The following is a 19,255-nucleotide window of genomic DNA, read 5'->3' on the forward strand; positions in this document are numbered from 1 at the left end:
GAAAACGCATTGCGTGCCAAGGTTCTGATAAGAAATCTAAACTGGAAACGCACTATCCATGACCGATCTGTCCCATCCGAACCCGCAGTTTTCCGCAGCCGATGCCGAGAAGCTGGCCATTGAAGTCTTTGGTGTCACTGCCACGGCATCGCCGCTCGACAGCGAACGCGATCGCAATTTTCGTCTGGAGACCGGAACGGATGCCGACTGGATTTTAAAAATCGTCAATGCCAGCGAGCCGCAGGTCGAAAGCGAATTCCAGACCGCGCTTCTGCAGCATCTGGCCAGTGCCGATGCGAAGCTCGCGGTTCCGCATCTGAAGCCAAGCCTTTCGGGCGATGTGCTTGCATCGGCTGTGGCGAGCGGTGGCGAGCGCCATGCCATGCGGCTGGTCGGCTGGCTGCCGGGTGTTCCCCTCGCGGAAGTCAAACGCACGTTTGGGCTGATGCGCAATCTCGGTCGCGCGCTTGGCGAACTGGACCATGCCTTGCAGGGCTTCATCCATCCGGGCGCCGTGCGCGATCTCGATTGGGATTTGCGCCATGCGGCCCGTGCGCGCACGCGCCTGCATTTCGTCGGCGATGCCGACAGGCGTTCGCTGCTTGAGCGCTTCATCGTGCGTTTTGAAAACCGCGTCGCGCCGAAACTGTCGCGCCTGCGTGCACAGGTCATCCACAATGATGCGAATGACTGGAATGTACTGGTCAGCAAGAGCGACCATGAACAGATTGCCGGATTGATCGATTTCGGCGATGCCGTTCACACGGTTCTGATTGCCGAAGTCGCCATTGCCTGCGCCTATTCCATTCTCGACATGGAAGATCCAATTGGCGCGGCAGCGGCACTGGCCGCCGGGTTCCATGAAAAATATCCGCTCAAGGCGGAAGAAATCGATGTTCTGTTCGATCTCATCGCCATGCGTCTTGTCACCAGCGTGACCTTCTCGGCTTCGCGCCACGACAAGACGGACGACAATCCATATCTGGCGATCAGCGAGGCTCCGGCCTGGCGTCTTCTGGAAAAGATGGACGCGATGAACACGCGTTTTGCCACCGCTATTCTGCGCAAGGCCTGCGGCTTCGACGCTATCGAGGGTGCAGGCGCGGTTCGCAAATGGATCGCCGATAACAGCAAGACATTCGCGCCGATTGTGCATCCGGCACCGGCAACTATGACCAAGGCGCTGGTGCCTTATGGCGATGAAACGCATGTCATGACGGTTGCCTCCGCCGAACAGCGCGCCAGGGAAGCGACGGAATGGTGGGATAATTTCTGCACTGAGAACAACGTTCAGCTCGGTATCGGCCCCTGGGGCGAAAAGCGCACTGTCTATACCGACACCGCGTTTGAATCGCGCTTCATCGAAGGACAGCGCCGCATCCACCATTTGGGCGTCGATCTGTTCATGCCTGCCGGAACGCCGCTTTACACGCCGCTGGCCGCAACGGTCGTCAGCGTTGAAATCGAACGCGAACCGCTCGGCTATGGCGGTCTCGTCAAGCTTGAGCATCGCCCGGAAGGCTGCCCGCCTTTTGTAACCCTGTGGGGGCATATGGCACATGAGGCGCTCGGTCGTCTCAAGCCGGGCGAGAGGCTGGAAGCTGGCGATCTCGTCGGCCATATGGGCGATATTCACGAAAATGGCGGGTGGACCCCGCATCTGCATTTCGAAATGACGACGGATATCAATCTGTCGGCAACCGAAATTCTGGGCGTCGGCGAAGCGGCCTATCTCGACGTCTGGGCCGATGTTTTCCCGGATGTGGCGGGGCTGGCGGGCATTCCGCCGGAGACCTTCCATCAGGATGGACGCACCCGCGCAGAAATCATCGCGAAGCGCAAGGAAATACTGCTGCCGAACCTGTCGATTTCCTATTCCGAGCCGATCAAGTTCGTGCGCGGCGAGGGGACGTGGCTGATCGACAATTACGGTCGCGCCTATCTCGATTGCTTCAACAATGTTTGCCATCTGGGGCACGCCCATCCGGAAGTGGTGGAAGCCATCGCCCGTCAGGCGGCGCTGCTCAATACCAACACCCGCTATCTGCACGACAACATCGTGGCCTACGCCGAACGGCTGACGGCAACCTTGCCGGAAGGACTGACGGTCGCGTCCTTCGCCTGCTCGGGTAGCGAAGCAAACAGCCTGATGCTGCGCATGGCACGCAATCATACGGGCCGCAAGGAAGCCATCGTTCTCGACTGGGCCTATCACGGCACCACGCAGGAGCTGATCGATCTCAGCCCCTACAAATACAAGCGGAAGGGCGGTAAAGGGCGACCGGATCACGTCTATGAGGCGGTCATTCCCGACAGCTACCACGCCCCGGAAGACTGGCCGCTGGAGGAACATGGCAAGCGCTTTGCCGAGAGCATTGCCGAACAGATCGACACCATGCGCAAGCAGGGTCGTGCGCCGGCTATGTTCTTTGCGGAATCGATTCCAAGTGTCGCCGGTCAGGTATTCCTGCCAGAAGGCTACCTCAGGGAAGTCTACGCTATGGTTCGTGCCGAAGGCGGACTTTGCGTTGCCGACGAAGTGCAGGTCGGTTTCGGTCGCGTCGGCAGCCATTGGTGGGCGTTTGAAATGCAGGATGTGGTGCCGGATATCGTCACCATGGGCAAGCCGATTGGCAATGGCCATCCCATGTCGGCTGTCGTGACCATGCGCGAAGTCGCAGACAGCTTCAATAACGGCATGGAATATTTCAACACCTTCGGCGGCAATCCGGTGTCCTGTGCCGCTGGTCTTGCAGTCATCGACGTGATCGAACGCGACAAGCTGCGCGAGAATGCGCTGACTGTCGGAAACTATCTCATCAACGGTTTCCGTAAGATGCAGCAGCGCTTCGATATTATCGGCGATGTTCGCGGTCAGGGACTGTTCCTCGGTATCGAGCTTGTCACGGATCGCAAGACCAAGGCGCCAGCAACGGCGCTGGCCCGCAAGATCAATGACGGCGCGCGCGAACGCGGCATCCTGATGGGGACTGAGGGTCCGCATGACAACGTGTTGAAGATGCGCCCGTCCATGGTGTTCAGCCGCGCCAATGCAGATCATTTGCTCAGCGTTCTGGCCGACAGTTTCGAGGCTGCGTTGAAGTAAAGCCTCCAACATCAGGGCCGATTTTCAAGGCCGCATTCCGATCCGGTTCGCCGGGTGGGAGTGCGGCCTTTTCTTTTAAAATCGCGCCCTCGTCCGCCGACAATATGCCGGTCATTTCCGGCAATGTGTCGGGCTGGCAGTCATATTGCAGGATGCTTGGAAACAAGGCCTGTGCCAAGCTCTGTCGATGAAGGTTGATGGCAAACCATAAGCCTAACAATAAGACCAATCCAGAGGAAACACCAAAGCCATGAATAGCAAGCTCAAGACCATGTTTGCGGCTGCAGCCGTAGCACTCGCCGCCGCCTTTTCCGCCATGCCAGCGCATGCGGATGAGCTGGAAAAGCTCAAGGAAACCGGTGAGTTACGCGTCGCCATGAGTGGCGCCTATCCTCCGTTCAGCTTCACCAATGCCGATAATCAGGTGGTAGGCTTCGATGCTTCGATCGGAACGGAAATCGCCAATCGTCTGGGCGTGAAGGTCAAGCTCGTGACCACGCCATTTGACGGTATCATTGCAGGTCTTCTGGCCAAGAAATACGATGCTGTTGTCGCCTCCATGACCATCACCCCAGAGCGTGAAAAGGCCGTCGATTTTGTGGGACCCTACTACCATGCGGGCCGCACGGTTGTGGTCAAGGAAGACGCCCCCATCCAGAAACTGGAAGACCTCAATGGCAAGACCGTGGGTGTGACCATGGGTGATGCCCATGAGAAGTGGGCCAAGGCACAGGGCGACCTCAATGTTCGCACCTATAAGGGCCTGCCGGAAATGTTGATTGATCTTGATGCAGGCCGCATCGATGCTCTTGTCATGGACAGTATTCCGGTGAAGATCGCGGTGAAGGAAACCGGCCAGAAGGTTCGCATTCTCGATACGCCGAATATCGAAGGCGGTCGTGAGGCGCTCGGCATTGCCATTCGCAAGAACAATCCGGAACTCAAGGCTGCCATGCAGAAGGCACTCGACGACATGCTCGCCGATGGCGGCTACGAGAAGATCTCGATGCAGTGGATCGGTAGCGATATTCGCTAAGCTGGCTTTTAATCCGGCCCGGTTTATCCGGGCCGGTACATGCGATCTTCCGGAGTAGTTCTATGGATCTTGCGTTAATGCGGCACGTCCTCCCGTTTTTTCTGGAGGCGGCATGGGTAACTGTGCAGATTTCCGTGCTTGCTCTTGTGTTGGGATTCGTCATTGCGGGCATTCTGGTCGTCGGACGCCTTTCTAACAGCTTTGTTCTGCGTTTTTTGTCCGGCGCCTATGTCAGCATTTTTCGTGGAACGCCCTGCCTCGTGCAGCTGTTCGTGCTTTATTTCGGTGGCCCGCAGATCGGGCTCGAACTGGAGCCCTATGCGGCGGGTGTGATCGGTCTGGGGCTCAATATCGGCGCTTACATGGCCGAGTCTATTCGCGGCGCAATTGCAAGCGTGGATCGGGGCCAGGACGAGGCAGCCCGCTCGATCGGGTTTGGCCGCGGCCAGACGCTGCGCCTCATCATTCTGCCACAGGCCGCACGCCTGATGATCCGCCCGCTCGGTGTGAATGCGGTTGCTCTGGTCAAGGGTTCGGCGCTGGTATCGACCATTTCCGTGGTTGAACTCACCTATACGGCGCAACGCTTCATCAGCTCGACCTACAAGCCATTCGAGATTTTCGCAGTTGCTGCGGTCATTTACATGCTCATCGTCTATGTGGTGGCGTCGCTTGTCGATCTGCTCGACAAGCGCTTCGCTGCACGCTGAGGGAGGACGCAATGCCAGTTCTCGATTTTAGTATCGTCGCTCCCTATACCGATCTGCTCTTGACCGGATTGTGGTGGACCATCGTTCTTGCGGTCGCATCCAGCGCGCTGAGCTTTATCCTCGGCATCGTCTTTGCGCTGGTTGTGCTTTATGCACCGGCTTTGTTCGCCTATCCGGTCCGCTTCTTCATGTGGCTCTTCATGGGAACGCCGCTGCTTTTGCAGCTCTATCTCATCTATTACGGTCTGGTGCAGATCGGGATCGACATTCCGGCCCTGTTTGCGGGCATTCTCGGATTGAGCCTGCATTTCGCGGTCTATAATGCGGATGTGTTCCGGGCGGGCATCGTCTCGGTCGATCCGGGGCAGACGGAAGGTGCGCGATCCATCGGGCTAAGCCAGGGGCAGACGCTGCGCTATATCATCATCCCGCAGGCCATCCGCAACACCATTCCGCCCATCGGAAACAATATGATCGTGCTGTTGAAAGATACGTCGCTGGTGTCGATCATCGGCATCGCCGAACTGGTTCACAGCGCGCAAATCGCCATCAGTGAAACCTATAGTCCTTTTGAGTTCTATCTGACTGCCGCCGCACTTTATTACGTGGTCAACCTCATCATGGAAGCGGGCCTGCGGCATATCGAAAGAAAAGTGGAGGTTACGCGATGAGCGCCTTGAAGCCTATGGTTGAAGTGAAAGGCGCCCGCAAAGCCTATGGTGCGCTGGAGGTTCTGAAAGGGATCGATCTTTCGGTATCGCGTGGCCAGATCATCGCGATCATCGGCCCGAGTGGTTCGGGCAAGAGCACATTGCTGCGCTCTATCAATCATCTGGAGACGCTGAATGGCGGCGAAGTCTGGCTCGACGGGCTGCAGGTCAACCAGCCGCTGAGTGGGCAGGCTTTTGAAAAGCACATCAACGCGGTGCGCCAGCAGATGGGCATGGTGTTTCAGCACTTTAATCTGTTTCCGCATCTCACCGTGCTGGAAAACATCACGCTGGGACCGACAAAGCTGAAGGGCATGTCCAAATCGGCGGCCCGCGAACTGGCGCTGGAACTGCTCAACAAGGTAGGGCTCGCCAGCAAGGTGGACGTCTACCCGTCACGCCTGTCCGGCGGCCAGAAACAGCGCGTTGCCATTGCCCGCGCGCTTGCCATGCAGCCGAAGGTGATGCTGTTCGACGAGGCGACCTCGGCGCTCGATCCGGAACTGGTCGATGAAGTGAATGCGGTCATGAAGCAGCTTGCAGCCGAGCATATGACAATGCTGATCGTGACGCATGAAATGCGCTTTGCCGGCGAGGTTGCCGACAGGATCATCTTCATGGACGGCGGCTTTGTGGTTGAAGAAGGCGCGCCCGCAGACGTGTTGCGCAACCCGCAGCAGGACCGGACGCGGGCCTTCCTGAAAAACTATATCGCTTCTTAAGCGTCACCTCGAAATGAAAGCCCCCGGACCAACCAAGTCCGGGGGCTTTGTCTTGAGGAAAGCAGGGCTTGCGATCAGCCTTCCTTATGCTGTTGCGCGGCCAGTTCCTCGACGCTCATATCCGGCTCGTTGCGGGTCTTGTAGAGCGAGTAGAGCACACCGCTTGCGAGAATGCCGAGCGTTACCACCAGCGACAGCAGTGTGTTGATATGAACACCCAGCGGCACGAGGAAAATCTTGATACCGATCAGCACCAGAATGATCGCCAGCGATACCTGAAGATAGCGGAAGCGGTTCATGGCGGCGGCGAGTGCGAAATAGAGCGCACGCAGGCCGAGGACGGCGAAGATGTTCGAGGTGTAGACGATAAATGTATCCTGCGTGACGGCAAACACGGCAGGGACGGAGTCGACGGCAAAGATCAGATCGACGGTTTCAACCATGATCAGCGCGACCGCAAGCGGCGTTAGCCAGGTGACGAGCTTGCCGGTTTTCGGGTGTGGCTTCTTGACGGTGAAATGACGTCCATGCACTTCGCTGGTGATATTGAAGCGCTTGCGCAGGAACTGGAAAACCGCATTCTGCTCGATATCGGGCGTTTCATCCTGATGGCGGAACATCTTGAAGCCGGTGAAGACGAGGAAGGCGCCGAACAGGAACAGGATCCAGTTGAACTCATGCACCAATGCCGCGCCCAGCCCGATCAGAACCGCGCGGAAGGCGATGACGCCCAGAATACCCCAGAACAGCACGCGGTGCTGATAAAGGCGCGGGATGGCAAGAAAGCCGAAAATCGTTGCGATGACGAACATATTGTCCATCGCAAGGCTCTGCTCAATCAGATAGCCGGTGTAGAATTCGAGGCCCGCCTGCGCGCCGCGTTCCCACCAGACCCAGCCGCCGAACGCCAATGCGATGAGGACATAGAAGCCGTAAAGGAGCAGGCTCTCCTTGGCTCCGATTTCATGTTCGTCGCGATGGAGAATACCAAGATCAAATACCAGCAAACCCACGACGATCGTGATGAATGCCGCCCAGAAGTATACAGGTGTGCCGAGAAAATCGCCCGAAAGGGCTAAAATAAGCGAATCCATCGCCGGACCATCTCCATTTGAACAAGTGGAGCAGCCCCGACATCGCCATAGCGGAAAACCATGACCAGAGGGGCCCGGCGCTGCCTTCTTCAAATGTGTATGTTTTTGCCCGGTTCAAGGGTGGAGTGTAAAATTTTTGTGAGGGGGTGTGGCAGTCTGGAGCGGATTCCCGCTCCAGACTGATTTCGTTGCAATATCAATGTTGTGGCGCGGGCGTTTCTTCTGCGTCCGGTTCCTTGATGCGGAACCATGCCACATAGAGTGCTGGCAGGAACAGGAGGGTGATCGCCGTGCCAGCGATGATGCCGCCCATCATGGCATAGGCCATCGGCCCCCAGAACACTTCGCGGGCAATGGGGATCAGCGCAAGGCTTGCCGCCGCCGCCGTCAGTGCAATCGGGCGCATACGGTGCTGGCTGGCGATCATCACAGCATCCCAGGGCTTCATGCCTTCGGTGATATGTTCCTCGATCTGCACAATCAGGATGACGGAGTTTCGGATCAGAATGCCGATCAGCGCCAGCACGCCTAGAATGGCGACGAAACCAAGCGGTTTGCCGCTTGGCAGGAGTGCTGCAACCACGCCGATCAATCCAAGCGGCGCAACCGCCACCACGAGGAACAGGCGCTGGAAACTCTGCAACTGCAGCATCAGCACAGTCGCCATCACAAACAGCATCAGCGGAACGACGGCTGCAATCGGGCCCTGGCTCTTGCCGCTTTCCTCAACCGTGCCTGCGGTCTGAATATAGTAGCCAGCCGGTAGCTTGTCGGCGAAAGCCTTGATCGCGGGGCCGAGGTCTTTCACGATCGTATCCGGCATGGTCTTGTCGATGATGCCCGCCGCGACAGTGATCGTCGGGATGCGCGAGCGGCGATAGATGACGGGCTGCTCAAGCTCGTAGCGGAAATTGGCGATGGAAGCGAGCGGCACCGAGGTGCCGTTGCCGGTCGCAATTTGCAGGCTCTGCAAGGTGTCGATGGAATCGCGTTCGTGCTTTTGCGCGCGCACGACGACATCGATCAGATAAATCGAATCCCTAACCTGCGTGATGGTGATGCCGCCGACGACACCGTTCAGCGTCGTAGCAATATCCTTGGATGAAATGCCAAGCTTGCGCGCCTTGTCCTGCATGACATCGACACGGATCACGCGGCCGGGCTCATTCCAGTTATAATTGACCACACCCAGTCTTTCATCGGCAGTCAGGATGCCAGCGAAATCCTGCGCCAGACCACGCAGTTTCTGAATGTCCGGGCCGGAAATGCGGTATTGCACGGGGCGTCCGACCGGCGGTCCAAGCTCCAGGAATTTCACATAGACGTCGGTGCCGACATAATCCTTGCGGAAGACCTCATCGAACTTGGCCTTCAGGCGGTCTCGCGCTTCGACATCCTTGGCGACGACGACCATCTGGCCGAAATAGGGATTGTTCGGCTGCACGTCGAAGGAGAGGATGAACCGGATCGCGCTTTGCCCGACATAGGTGCTCCAATGCTCGATATCGGGATTGCCTTTTAGCATGGTTTCTTCGAAACGCTCCATCTGCGCCCGGGTTTCGGCGATAGAGCTGTTTTGCGGCAAGGTCCAGTCGAGAACCAGTTCCGGACGATCCGACTGCGGGAAGAACTGCTGTTCGATGAAGCGCATCCCGAAAACTGAAACCGCAAACAGAAGGACGGTTGTCACGATGGTCACCCAGCGATAGCGCATCGCCAGCAACAGCGCCCTGGAAAAGGCTTCAAAGAAGCGGCTGCGCTTTTCCGCATGGGGCTTCATTTTCTTGGGCAGGAATGTGACGCCCAGCAGCGGCGCAAACAGCACCGCGACAATCCACGACACCACCAGCGAAACGGCGATCACCACAAAGAGCGTATAGGTATATTCACCCGCCTGACTGGAATTGAGGCCGATCGGGATGAAGCCCGCAATGGTCACAAGTGTGCCTGTCAGCATCGGAAAGGCCGTATGCGAATAGACGTAAGTGGCGGCCTTGTTGATCGGGTCGCCGAATTCCAGTCGCGCCACCATCATTTCGACGGCGATCATGGCATCATCGACCAAAAGGCCGAGCGCGATGATAAGCGCGCCGAGCGACACGCGTTGCAGTGAAATATCCAGAAGCGACATCGACAGGAAGGTGATCGCAAGCACGAGCGGGATCGATAGCGACACCACGAATCCGGCGCGCAAGCCAAGGCTGACAAAGCTGACGGCAAGCACGATGACCACGGCTTCGAACAGCGCGCTGGTAAAGCCGGACACGGCTTCCTTCACGACATGCGGCTGGTCGGCCACCTTGAACACCTTGACGCCGACAGGGAGTTCCGCCGTCACCTGCTGCATCATCTTGTCGAGCGCCGCGCCAAATTCCAGCAGATTTCCGTTCGGCTTCATACCGATGCCAAGCCCGATGGAATCCGCGCCATTGACGCGGAAGATGGATGTTGGCGGGTCGACATAGCCGCGCGTGATGGTGGCCACATCGGACAAGCGGAAGAACCGGTCATTGACGCGCAGATTGACCGCGCGCAGATCGGCTTCGGAATTGAACTGGCCGCTGACGCGGACACTGATCCGTTCCGGCCCGGCCTGAACGACGCCCGATGGCGTGATCGCGTTCTGGTCCTGCAAGGCCTGAAGCACGGCCTGCTGGTCGAGACCAAGTGCTGCGACCTGCCGCGTCGAAAATTCGAGATAGATCGCCTCGTCCTGCGCGCCGATCAGCTCGACCTCACCGGCATTGGGCAGCGTCAAAATCTTGGCGCGCACATCTTCCGCATAATCACGCAGCTGTCGCATGGACAGACCATCAGCGGTGAAGGCGAAGATATTCCCGAAAACATCGCCGAACTTGTCGTTATAATAAGGCCCATAAACGCCATCAGGCAGTTCCGGCTTGATATCGTCCAGCATATGCCGGACTTCATTCCAGGCGTCGGTGACCTGACGTTTACGCACCGTGTCCTTCAGGAAAACGAAGACGACAGACTGGCCCGCGGTCGTTACGCTGCGCGTATAATCGAGCGTATCGAGTTCCTCGAGCTTCTTCTCGATGCGATCCGTGACCTGATTGAGCGTTTCTTCCACCGAAGCGCCGGGCCAGTTGGCCTGCACCACCATCGTCTTGACGGTAAATTCCGGGTCTTCTTCGCGACCGAGATCGAGATAGGACACGAAGCCTGCGACCAGAAACACGAGCATGAAATACCAGACCAGCGATCTGTGGTTCAAAGCCCAGTCGGACAGATTGAATCCCTTTTTCACAGGCCAGTTCCTTTCTGGTCCAGACGGACTTTCTGTCCTTCTTTCAATTCATAGACGCCAGCAATCGCCACATAGCTGCCGACCTCGACACCACCGGCAACGAAATTGCCGCCCTGCCGCGCGATAACCTGAACATCGTGTAGCGAGACGGTCTGTTTGTCGGGATCGATAATCCAGATGCTTGTCTTGCCGTTGTCCTCGCGCAGGGCCTGGATCGGCAGGCGCACCACATCCTTCTCCGGCGTCGCCAAAGCGGCGCGGATGGTCGCCCCGAGACGGAAACCGTCGGGAGGATTGTCGAGGGCAATTCTGACCCGGCGACTGCGGGTCTGCGCATCCGCCTGCGGCGCGACTTCCCGCACAGTGCCGGTTCCCGTCACCGACGGATCAGCCTGAAGCTGCACATTGAAGGCAGCACCCGGCGCGAAATACTGTGTCATGCTGTCGGGAATATCGACCACGGCTTCACGAATGTCCGGGCGCGCCACCGTCATCACTGCCTGACCGGCGGCGACCACCTGTCCAACTTCGGCATTGGTTGCCGAAATTACTCCGTCATAGTCGGGGCGCAATACGGCATAGCTGCGCTGGTCCTGCGCCTTTTTCAGCCCGGCCCGGGCCTTTTCCAGTCCTGCACTGGCGCTGTCGCGCGCCTGTCTGGCGGCATCATAATCGGCCTGCGAAACATTGTTGCCCTGCAGCAAAATGCGCTGCCGTTCCTCACTGGCCGAGGCATTGGCATATTGCGCCTCGGCGCTCGCCAGATCGGCCTTCGCCGACTGGATCGCCAGATCAAGCGTCGACGGATCAAGCGTTGCGACGCTCTCACCCTTCTGCACCAGATCGCCCACCTGCACCGGACGGCTGATGATGCGCCCAAGCACGCGGAAGGCGAGATCGGTCGAATAGCGCGGCTCGATCGTACCGGCAAACCCCGCCTGCGTGGCCGGTCGCGGTTCAACAACCATGTAGAGAACCGGGCGGACGGGTTCGGCCTCCGCTTCGCTTTCATCGCTCTTGCCGCAGGCTGCGAGCACAAGCGTGGTCATCAGCACAGCGGCGCGCATCAGGGGGATGGCAATGGGCTTTCGGAATTCTCGCATCATTGCGCAACCGCCCCTTCTTGCGTCTGCATGATTTCGGTCGGCTCGCCCGACCGCAGCATCTGCGCGCCTTTCGTGACGATCAGTTCGCCGTCGTTCAAGCCGCCATCCACGATCACCCGTTCCTTTTCATAGGAAAGCACGGTGATTGGAACCAGCGTTGTAACATGGGTATCGTCAGCCACCCGCCAAACAGCGGGGCGTCCGGCGTCGGATGTCATGGCGCTCCATGGCAGGACGATGACTTGACGGCTATCCATATGCACCGTTCCGGTGACGGTCGCACCAAGCGCCATCTGTGGCGGGGTTTTGGCAATGCCAACCTTGACCCGGACCGTGCCGGTCTGCGCATCGACGACCGGAGAGATTTCGCGGATTTGCCCTTCTGCAACAATGGAAGCGTCCGACAGCAGCGCAATTGTCACGCCCATGCCGTCCTTGGCGTGGTTGACCAGCGTTTCCTGCACGTCGAATACGGCATCGCGTGGTCCATCCTCGGCAATCGAAAACGCCGTCTGCGCGGCCTGTATCACCTGACCCGCTTCGATGTTGCGCGCCGTGACGACACCGGAAACCGGGGCGCGCAGTTCGGTGTAGGACAGCTGGTCGCGCGCGTCGCTAAGCTGGCTTTCGGCGCTCGAAAGCGCGCTTTGCGCGGTTTGCAGGGTCTGGTTTGCCTGATCATAGGTGCTGCGGGTCGTGAAACCCTGCGCGAGAAGCGCCTTCTGGCGTTTGAAATTGGCGTCCGCCTGAACGAGCTGCGCCTGCGCAGCATCCTTCGAGGCCTGAGCAACACGCAGATTCGCCTGCTGTTCGGCATCGTCGATGCGGGCGATCAGCTCGCCTTTCTCGACATGCTGGCCGATCTCGGTCTTGCGCTCCACGACCTGCCCGCCAAGGCGAAACGAGGTGTTGACCAGCGAGCGGGCGGCAATCGCGCCGGAAAGCGTCAATCGGGGCTGATAATCGCTTGCCGCCACCTTCATCACCGCAACCGGAACCACGTTGCGGGAATCGGCACGGGCCGGAGCGCCAAATGTTATTGCCGAAATGCAGAATGCAAAGGCAGCCGTGGTTCCGAATATGACGCTTCGTCCGGAGCGGAGGAAACGGTAGGAAGGTTTTGCAATCATTGAACGATCCCGGTGGTTCGCATCTGCGGGAGAATGCAATCAAACGGCTTTCAACGAAAGCTTATTTTTTACGTAGGCGTCAATTCAACCGGGTCCATAGCGCACTTTAAAATTGCGAATCTGTAATAGGGCTTGATATCGCCTTTGTTGACACCCGCGCGACCGGATTGCGTCACGAAACCGTCATGAGCCACTTCTAGTATTCCGTGCAATTGCGCGGAGTCGTCGCGGCTTCGGGTGTCATCTTCAGCTTATGGTGTGAACATGTTCGAGAGCAGCCATCTGGACCGTATCAAGGCGGAAATCGCCGACAGTTTCGATGAAGAGCTGGAAATGCAGATCGAGGAGGAGCGGCTCGATGCGCTGGTCGCCGAGGGCATGTCCGGCCCCGCCGAACAAACACTTGAACGCCGCCTTTATTTCCGCGAGCTGTTTCGTCTCCAGCATGAGCTGGTGAAGCTCCAGGACTGGGTGCAGCACAAGAAGCTCAAAGTCGTCGTGCTGTTCGAGGGCCGCGATTCCGCTGGCAAGGGTGGCGCGATCAAGCGCGTGACGCAGCGTCTCAATCCGCGTGTCTGCCGCGTCGTCGCGCTGCCTGCTCCCACCGAACGCGAGCGCAATCAGTGGTATTTCCAGCGTTATGTGCCGCATCTGCCGACCGCTGGCGAAATGGTCCTGTTCGACCGCTCCTGGTATAATCGGGCCGGTGTCGAGCGGGTCATGGGCTTTTGCACGAAGGAGGAACTGGAAGAGTTTTTCCGCTCCGTTCCCGAATTTGAACGCATGCTGGTGCGTTCCGGGATCATTCTCATCAAATACTGGTTCTCGATCACCGACGAAGAGCAGGAATTCCGCTTCAACATGCGTATCCACGATCCGCTGAAGCAGTGGAAGCTTTCGCCGATGGACCTCGAAAGCCGCGTTCATTGGGAAGACTACACCAAGGCCAAGGAAGAGATGCTGCACCGCACCCATATTGCCGAAGCGCCATGGTGGGTTGTCGAGGCCGTCGACAAGAAAAAGGCGCGCCTCAATTGCATCGCCCATCTTCTGTCGCAGATCCCTTATGAGGATGTGCCGAAGTCGGCCATCCATCTGCCGGAACGCGTGCGCCATGACGATTATGTACGTCACCAGACCCCGTCCGAAATGTATGTGCCGGAAGTGTATTAGAGGCTCGATGCGGGGCCGCTTTGTTCCGGGCATTGGTACACGACATTGAACATTATTCACGGTTCGCTGAAGGAACATAGTCCCGGTCTGGTGGGGGCCTATCACAAGCGCCCCGATCATGCGGTTGTGGAACTCAAGGCAGACGAAGTGGATGCTGCGCTGGCCGCTAATGACGGCTGGGTGTGGCTGCATGTCGATCTGGTCGATCAGCGGTCACAGGGCTGGCTCACGGAGCGCTGTGCCTTGCCCGCGTCGGCGCGGGCAATATTGGAAGGGCATGACGATAGCCTGGTGCTCAACCATGAGGCCGGAACGATCCATGGCGTCATCGCCGACATGCATCAGGACATGGAGCGCATGTCCACCACAATCGGCCGTCTGCATTTTGCGGTGACGGGCGGGCTTCTGGTAACCGGCAGGCGGCATCCTCTGGAAGCCGTAGACAGGGTGCGCCATTCCTTTGCCAGCGGTTTTTGCCCGGCAACGGCCTATGAATTATTTGAGGCGGTGGTTACGGCCTTCTGCAAGAACACCGCAATCAGGCTCAATGGGGCGAGCAAGATGCTCGATACTGTTGAGGATCGGTTGGTGACCGAGCGGTTGAATGATGAACGCAGGGATCTTAAGGAAGTGCGCAGACTGGCGGTCTCGCTGCATCGTCCGGTGGCCGGTATGGTGGCTTTGTTTGAAGAGGAAGACCGTCTGGACTGGACCTTGCCTGAGATGGGGCATGCCGCGTTGAAGCGGCTTTCCATGCGGCTTGAGCGCCTCGACCGTGAAATCGTCATGGTCAATGATCGTGCGCGGTTGTTGCAGGAAGAGATTGCAGCGGAACTGGCGGATGATTCAAACCGCAGCCTCAAAGTGATGGCGGTGATGAGCGCATTGCTGCTGCCCGGCACGCTGATTGCCGGTATTTTCGGGATGAACACTGCCGGATTGCCCTTCACAGGCGACGGGTCCGGTTTCGGCTGGGCGATTGTTCTGGGTGTCGGCGCGACGGCGCTGTTTTACTGGCTTCTACGCAAGGCTGGTATCAGCTTGCGGCTTTGAACAGCGCTATCCCGAACAGGAGGCACCGTTTCGAAGGGCCTCCTGTTGGAAATATAGTTTACTTCTGGGTGGGCGCCGTAGTTTCTGCGCTTGCCGTTGTTTGCGGCTTTTCCATTTTTGTTGACGATTGCGCATTGTGGTAAGTGCAGTCTGCCATCGCAACCGTAACCGACAGAGCGAGGACAGCGGTCGTTACAAATACGACTTTCATATCTGTCTCCATTCAGTGTTAGTTTCGTGGGGCATTACACCGACAACTCTAGCAAATGCTGCCAGTCTTGTCTCATCACTTCATATTCTAGTCTCTGGGCAGTTGCCGTGCGCCCCATTCGCTTTCGGGGATGGCGTGGCCGATGGCGTAGCTGAAGGACTGGATCGACATGGCCTCCGCATTGACCTGACATTTGAAATCCACGCCATACCATTGGGCGCGGCTGCGAAAGGCGCTGTTGCTGACCGTCAGGCCGCTGTTGGAAACCGAACCGCCCGCGCGCGCCAGCATGTCGGGAAAAGCGCCCGGCTGCTGGCGGCGGATCTGTTCAAGCGCCTCGATGCTGCAAATCTGGATGACGCGATCCGTCGGTGAGAGTTTGCCGAGCGCCTGTTTCACACGCGGGTCAGACAAGGCATCCTTGGAATAAAGCCTGCGCGCCTGTTTGAAGTTTTCAGCCTTTTGCTCCGAAACGGCCTTGGTGGCCGGCGTTGCCTGTTCCGGTTTGGGCTGGGGAACAGGCGGGTTCTGAACAGCAGGGGCTGCCGCCTCGTTCGCGTTCTCCGCAGTTGCGGATTGAGCCTGCAGCTCCACCGCTTCCTGTTCTTTGTCCTGCGGCTGCTCGTTCTTGGTCTCGGTTGTCGCGGGTGGAGCTTCGTCGGGTTTTTCGCCGGTTTCCGGTGCTGCCGGTGAAACGTCCGGTCGCTCCGGCGTCTCATCTTTCGGATCGTTGGAAGCGGACTCAAAGGCAAGCTTCTGGGCCTGCGCCTGCCGTTGCGCAGGAGCGGGCTTGTCCTGGTCCTGTTTGGGCTTGTCCTCGGCGGGCGGCGGCGGGGGAACAAGCTCTACATTGACGCTCTGTTCCTGCGCGGTTGGCAATTCCGGCAGGCGGACGAGCAGAACAATGGCCAGCAACAGATGCAGGACGATCGAGCTTGGAATACCCCAGCCGATTTCTGCAAACATTTTTCTGGCCAATTGCTGCATCGCTCAAACGATCATGGATATCCAACTACACCGGCACTCTCACGTGCCGATGGTGATACCACATTGGAGCGCCAACAACAGGTGTCGGGCGGAACTATTCGTTCAGGACTGGATGGAGCGCATCATCGCCGAAGCTTATGCGGCCTCCAGTGCCTGCTCGCATCTAAGCAACATGCCGTAGAGATCGCGCGGTTCATCCGGGTCTGCCAGCATGTCGAGTTCGGCGTAGAGACCGGTCTCTTCCAGCTTGCTGAAGACATAGCGCAGGGCGGAAAAATCTTCGGTTGCAAAACCGACGCTGTCGAACAGCGTGATGGCGCGATCCGATGTTCTTCCCGGCAGTTTACCGGTGATCACTTCCCACAATTCCTTGACCGGATAATCTTCCGGCAATTGCTGGATTTCGCCCTCGATGCGGGTCTGTGGCGGATATTCGACAAAAATATCCGAGCGCAGGAGAATTTCCTTGTTCAGTTCGGTCTTGCCGGGGCAATCGCCGCCAACCGCATTGATATGCACGCCGGGGCCAACCATGTTGTCGCTCAAAATGGTAGCATATTGCTTGTCGGCGGTGACGGTGGTGATGATATCCGCGCCCTCGACAGCCTCCTGCGACGATGCGCAGATGGTGACCGAAAAGCCCTTGTCGGCCAAATTGGCCGCACAGCGTTCGCTCGCCGAACGGTCGATATCGAACAGACGCAGCGTGTCGATGCCGAGCAGAGCCTTGAAGGCCAGCGCCTGAAATTCGCTCTGCGCTCCGTTGCCTATGATTGTCAGCGTTTTGGAATCCGGTCGCGCCAGATGTTTGGCGGCCACTGCCGACGTGGCGGCGGTGCGCAGCGCGGTCAGAATGGTCATCTCTGTCAGGAGCAGCGGATAGCCGCTGTCCACATCGGAGAGTACGCCGAAGGCCGCAACCGTCTGACGGCCCGTCCGGTTGTTTTTTGGGTGGCCATTGACATATTTAAAGCCATAAAGCGTGCCGTCGCTGGTTGGCATCAGTTCAATGACACCTTCCTGCGAATGGGAGGCGACGCGCGCCGTCTTGTCGAACTGTTCCCAGCGACGAAAATCTTCTTCGACAATTGCCGCCAGTTCCTTGAGGAAGGTTTCGACACCAACGGTCAGAACCAGCTTCATCATGTGATCGACGCTGACAAAGGGAACGATATTCAGCTTTTCATTGGTCATGGGAGTGAACCTTTATTCAATGGGTGGACGCGCCCGATCAGCGGGCGTTGTTTCCAGCCTTCGCCGCGAGGAATTTTTCAGCGATCATCGAAACGATCTGCGGCAGAACCTCGAAGGCGTAGGGCGCGTGGACGCGCTCCAGCTTCTGGTGGAATTCGCGACCCCATGGGCCGATGTTGACCACCGGGAAACGTAGCGCGTTGGCGGCTGGATGATCGACGAGGCGCGACACCGGCGTGTTCTGCGACACGATATCCTGCCCAAGCGTTGCCTGACCGAGAAAGCTCATATCGGAAATGCCCTGGAAATGGGGCTTCCAGACCAGGCTCTGGTCGGGGAAGTCCGCAAAGACCTTGATCGTCTCGTCGATGGCCTCTCTGAAAAGGCGGTCATTGGTTTTGGTGTCGTCAAGATGGCTTGCCGGATAGTGCAGCCCGGCAAAGCCGACGACAATCGCCGGTCCGGCAAGGTGCGCAACACCCACCAGCCATTCGGTCAGCTGGCGGCTGACGGAAAGCGGATTGTCGATGCCGGAAAGGCGCTGTTCCTGTTCGTCATAGAGACGTTCGAAGTCGTTGCCTGCGATCTGTGCTGCCATGGCGCGCAGCTCTGTGAATGTCAAAAGCTTCGGCGCTGGGGGGGTTGCTCCGGCGCGCTTGCCGACCAGCTTGCCATAGGCTTCGGCCTGCGCGGTGAAGCGTGCGACCGCATCAACGGCGCCGGTGCGCACTTCATCCTGAAAGCGCTTGAAGAGCTCTTCCGCAGTCATGCCATGATAGAGCCAGTTGAGCGCGATCCAGAAACGTTCAGGCGTCGTGACTTCATAGCCGTCGCGCAAATCCTTTGCCTCAAGGCAGATGGGCGGCGGGGAAATATCGTTGTCGTCGCGGTCGGCCAGATCGGCATTTCCTTCGAAGCGCGTGAGAATACCAGCCGCCATGGCCTGTGCGCTGACGCCTTCATAAGGGTAGCTGGCGTGGGAGCTGCAGCCGATGACGAGCGCGAAAGGCAGGAGCTTGCCGATGGTTCCGGCATAGACGGCGCGGCCTTCGCTGCCATCGCCCTGATCGGACGTTACATCAAGATTGATAGCCGACGAAATATCGAGATCGAAGTCGCGCGCAATATCAGGTAGCGCATTGCGCATCGACCGCATGCCCCGGCTTTCGCGCTCTTCGTCCGGTGTTACGATCAGGACCAGATTGCCACTGCGGTCGGGATCGGCCGCAAAACGCTCAAGGCAGGCAATACCGGCGGCGATGCCGCTTTTCATGTCCAGAAGGCCACGGCCCGGCAGGAAGTCTCCGCTCAGAAGATCTTCCAAAGCGCGCTCTTCCTGGGCTGAGCGCGCGCGCTTGCCAAGGTCCTTGATCAGCGCGTCTTTCAGGTTGAGGCTGTCGCAGGAAAGCGATTTCAACTCGTGATAATTGTCGGTCGCAACCGTGTCGAAGTGGCCAGCGAGAACCACCGTGTCACGGCCCTTGCCGCGCACCAGCGCCACCACATTATGGGTCAGCGGATCGCCATGGCTGGCAACCGTGCGGATATTGGCCGGGTTCTCCTGGAAATAAGGAATTTCCTTGAGCAATTCGACAAAGCGACTAGAGAATTCCGCCTCACCGGGCGTACCCGTTTCGCTACGCCAGCTGACCATGCGAAGAGCCAGCTCTTCGACATGCTGCGCATCGATATGGTTGTGCGCCATCGTTACGGCGTTTTGCGCGCCGTTTGAAACATTCGCAGTCATTGAGTAGT

15 protein-coding genes are annotated in these 19,255 nt (G+C 58.3%); 7 read left to right on the forward strand and 8 right to left on the reverse strand.

What is annotated here, in order from left to right; all coding sequences use genetic code 11:
- Positions 1 to 58 precede the first annotated feature (58 nt).
- From WIX40_RS05560 to WIX40_RS05580, 5 genes are all read left to right on the forward strand, one after another.
- The gene (locus WIX40_RS05560; protein ID WP_339439075.1) at positions 59 to 3,106 is read left to right on the forward strand and encodes an aminotransferase class III-fold pyridoxal phosphate-dependent enzyme; all 3,048 of its coding nucleotides are present in this window, start codon (positions 59 to 61) and stop codon (positions 3,104 to 3,106) included.
- A 250-nt stretch (positions 3,107 to 3,356) separates the two neighbouring features.
- The gene (locus WIX40_RS05565; RefSeq protein WP_109366860.1) at positions 3,357 to 4,142 is read left to right on the forward strand and encodes an ABC transporter substrate-binding protein; all 786 of its coding nucleotides are present in this window, start codon (positions 3,357 to 3,359) and stop codon (positions 4,140 to 4,142) included.
- 62 nt (positions 4,143 to 4,204) lie between these two features.
- Entirely contained in the window at positions 4,205 to 4,852 is a 648-nt protein-coding gene (locus WIX40_RS05570; protein WP_109366861.1) for an amino acid ABC transporter permease, read from the forward strand.
- An 11-nt stretch (positions 4,853 to 4,863) separates the two neighbouring features.
- A complete protein-coding gene (locus WIX40_RS05575) occupies positions 4,864 to 5,523 on the forward strand; it encodes an amino acid ABC transporter permease (protein WP_339439079.1) in 660 nt (219 codons plus the stop codon).
- Complete coding sequence (locus tag WIX40_RS05580) at positions 5,520 to 6,284, forward strand: amino acid ABC transporter ATP-binding protein (RefSeq protein WP_280176229.1); 765 nt, start codon at positions 5,520 to 5,522, stop codon at positions 6,282 to 6,284. The genes WIX40_RS05575 and WIX40_RS05580 overlap by 4 nt, the downstream gene beginning before the upstream one ends.
- 74 nt (positions 6,285 to 6,358) lie before the next feature.
- Here the strand turns inward: WIX40_RS05580 and WIX40_RS05585 are convergent, their stop codons facing one another.
- The 4 genes from WIX40_RS05585 to WIX40_RS05600 all read right to left on the reverse strand — a co-directional run bounded on the left by WIX40_RS05585 (position 6,359) and on the right by WIX40_RS05600 (position 12,882).
- Positions 6,359 to 7,378, reverse strand: coding sequence for a TerC family protein (locus WIX40_RS05585; RefSeq protein ID WP_339439082.1), 1,020 nt, complete (start codon positions 7,376 to 7,378; stop codon positions 6,359 to 6,361).
- 196 nt (positions 7,379 to 7,574) lie between these two features.
- Entirely contained in the window at positions 7,575 to 10,646 is a 3,072-nt protein-coding gene (locus tag WIX40_RS05590) for an efflux RND transporter permease subunit (protein WP_339439084.1), read from the reverse strand.
- Entirely contained in the window at positions 10,643 to 11,713 is a 1,071-nt protein-coding gene (locus WIX40_RS05595; RefSeq protein WP_371831512.1) for an efflux RND transporter periplasmic adaptor subunit, read from the reverse strand. The genes WIX40_RS05590 and WIX40_RS05595 overlap by 4 nt, the downstream gene beginning before the upstream one ends.
- Before the next feature lie 35 nt (positions 11,714 to 11,748).
- Entirely contained in the window at positions 11,749 to 12,882 is a 1,134-nt protein-coding gene (locus WIX40_RS05600; protein ID WP_140024653.1) for an efflux RND transporter periplasmic adaptor subunit, read from the reverse strand.
- 264 nt (positions 12,883 to 13,146) lie between these two features.
- Here WIX40_RS05600 and ppk2 point away from each other — a divergent pair, with 264 nt between their 5' ends.
- A complete protein-coding gene (ppk2, locus tag WIX40_RS05605) occupies positions 13,147 to 14,055 on the forward strand; it encodes a polyphosphate kinase 2 (protein ID WP_109367940.1) in 909 nt (302 codons plus the stop codon).
- Between the two features lie 45 nt (positions 14,056 to 14,100).
- Positions 14,101 to 15,108: a CorA family divalent cation transporter gene (locus WIX40_RS05610; RefSeq protein ID WP_339439088.1), complete on the forward strand. Its 1,008-nt coding sequence runs from the start codon at positions 14,101 to 14,103 to the stop codon at positions 15,106 to 15,108.
- A 58-nt stretch (positions 15,109 to 15,166) separates the two neighbouring features.
- On the opposite strand, the gene WIX40_RS05615 is transcribed toward WIX40_RS05610, so the two are convergent.
- The 4 genes from WIX40_RS05615 to WIX40_RS05630 all read right to left on the reverse strand — a co-directional run bounded on the left by WIX40_RS05615 (position 15,167) and on the right by WIX40_RS05630 (position 19,247).
- Entirely contained in the window at positions 15,167 to 15,319 is a 153-nt protein-coding gene (locus tag WIX40_RS05615) for a hypothetical protein (protein WP_339439090.1), read from the reverse strand.
- 87 nt (positions 15,320 to 15,406) lie between these two features.
- Entirely contained in the window at positions 15,407 to 16,285 is an 879-nt protein-coding gene (locus tag WIX40_RS05620; protein WP_339439092.1) for a DUF930 domain-containing protein, read from the reverse strand.
- 156 nt (positions 16,286 to 16,441) lie between these two features.
- Positions 16,442 to 17,500: an ornithine cyclodeaminase gene (gene ocd, locus WIX40_RS05625; RefSeq protein ID WP_140024657.1), complete on the reverse strand. Its 1,059-nt coding sequence runs from the start codon at positions 17,498 to 17,500 to the stop codon at positions 16,442 to 16,444.
- A gap of 37 nt (positions 17,501 to 17,537) precedes the next feature.
- Complete coding sequence (locus tag WIX40_RS05630) at positions 17,538 to 19,247, reverse strand: M20/M25/M40 family metallo-hydrolase (protein ID WP_339439095.1); 1,710 nt, start codon at positions 19,245 to 19,247, stop codon at positions 17,538 to 17,540.
- Between the last annotated feature and the right edge of the window lie 8 nt (positions 19,248 to 19,255).

The organism is Ochrobactrum teleogrylli, assembly GCF_037482325.1.
GTDB lineage: Bacteria > Pseudomonadota > Alphaproteobacteria > Rhizobiales > Rhizobiaceae > Brucella > Brucella teleogrylli.

Coding starts and splice junctions, on each gene's coding strand:
- WIX40_RS05560 (WP_339439075.1), top strand. CDS start 59: ATGACCGATCTGTCCCATCCGAACCCGCAGTTTTCCGCAGCCGATGCC.
- WIX40_RS05565 (WP_109366860.1), top strand. CDS start 3,357: ATGAATAGCAAGCTCAAGACCATGTTTGCGGCTGCAGCCGTAGCACTC.
- WIX40_RS05570 (WP_109366861.1), top strand. CDS start 4,205: ATGGATCTTGCGTTAATGCGGCACGTCCTCCCGTTTTTTCTGGAGGCG.
- WIX40_RS05575 (WP_339439079.1), top strand. CDS start 4,864: ATGCCAGTTCTCGATTTTAGTATCGTCGCTCCCTATACCGATCTGCTC.
- WIX40_RS05580 (WP_280176229.1), top strand. CDS start 5,520: ATGAGCGCCTTGAAGCCTATGGTTGAAGTGAAAGGCGCCCGCAAAGCC.
- WIX40_RS05585 (WP_339439082.1), bottom strand. CDS start 7,378: ATGGATTCGCTTATTTTAGCCCTTTCGGGCGATTTTCTCGGCACACCT.
- WIX40_RS05595 (WP_371831512.1), bottom strand. CDS start 11,713: ATGCGCGCCGCTGTGCTGATGACCACGCTTGTGCTCGCAGCCTGCGGC.
- WIX40_RS05600 (WP_140024653.1), bottom strand. CDS start 12,882: ATGATTGCAAAACCTTCCTACCGTTTCCTCCGCTCCGGACGAAGCGTC.
- ppk2 (WP_109367940.1), top strand. CDS start 13,147: ATGTTCGAGAGCAGCCATCTGGACCGTATCAAGGCGGAAATCGCCGAC.
- WIX40_RS05615 (WP_339439090.1), bottom strand. CDS start 15,319: ATGAAAGTCGTATTTGTAACGACCGCTGTCCTCGCTCTGTCGGTTACG.
- WIX40_RS05620 (WP_339439092.1), bottom strand. CDS start 16,285: ATGTTTGCAGAAATCGGCTGGGGTATTCCAAGCTCGATCGTCCTGCAT.
- ocd (WP_140024657.1), bottom strand. CDS start 17,500: ATGACCAATGAAAAGCTGAATATCGTTCCCTTTGTCAGCGTCGATCAC.
- WIX40_RS05630 (WP_339439095.1), bottom strand. CDS start 19,247: ATGACTGCGAATGTTTCAAACGGCGCGCAAAACGCCGTAACGATGGCG.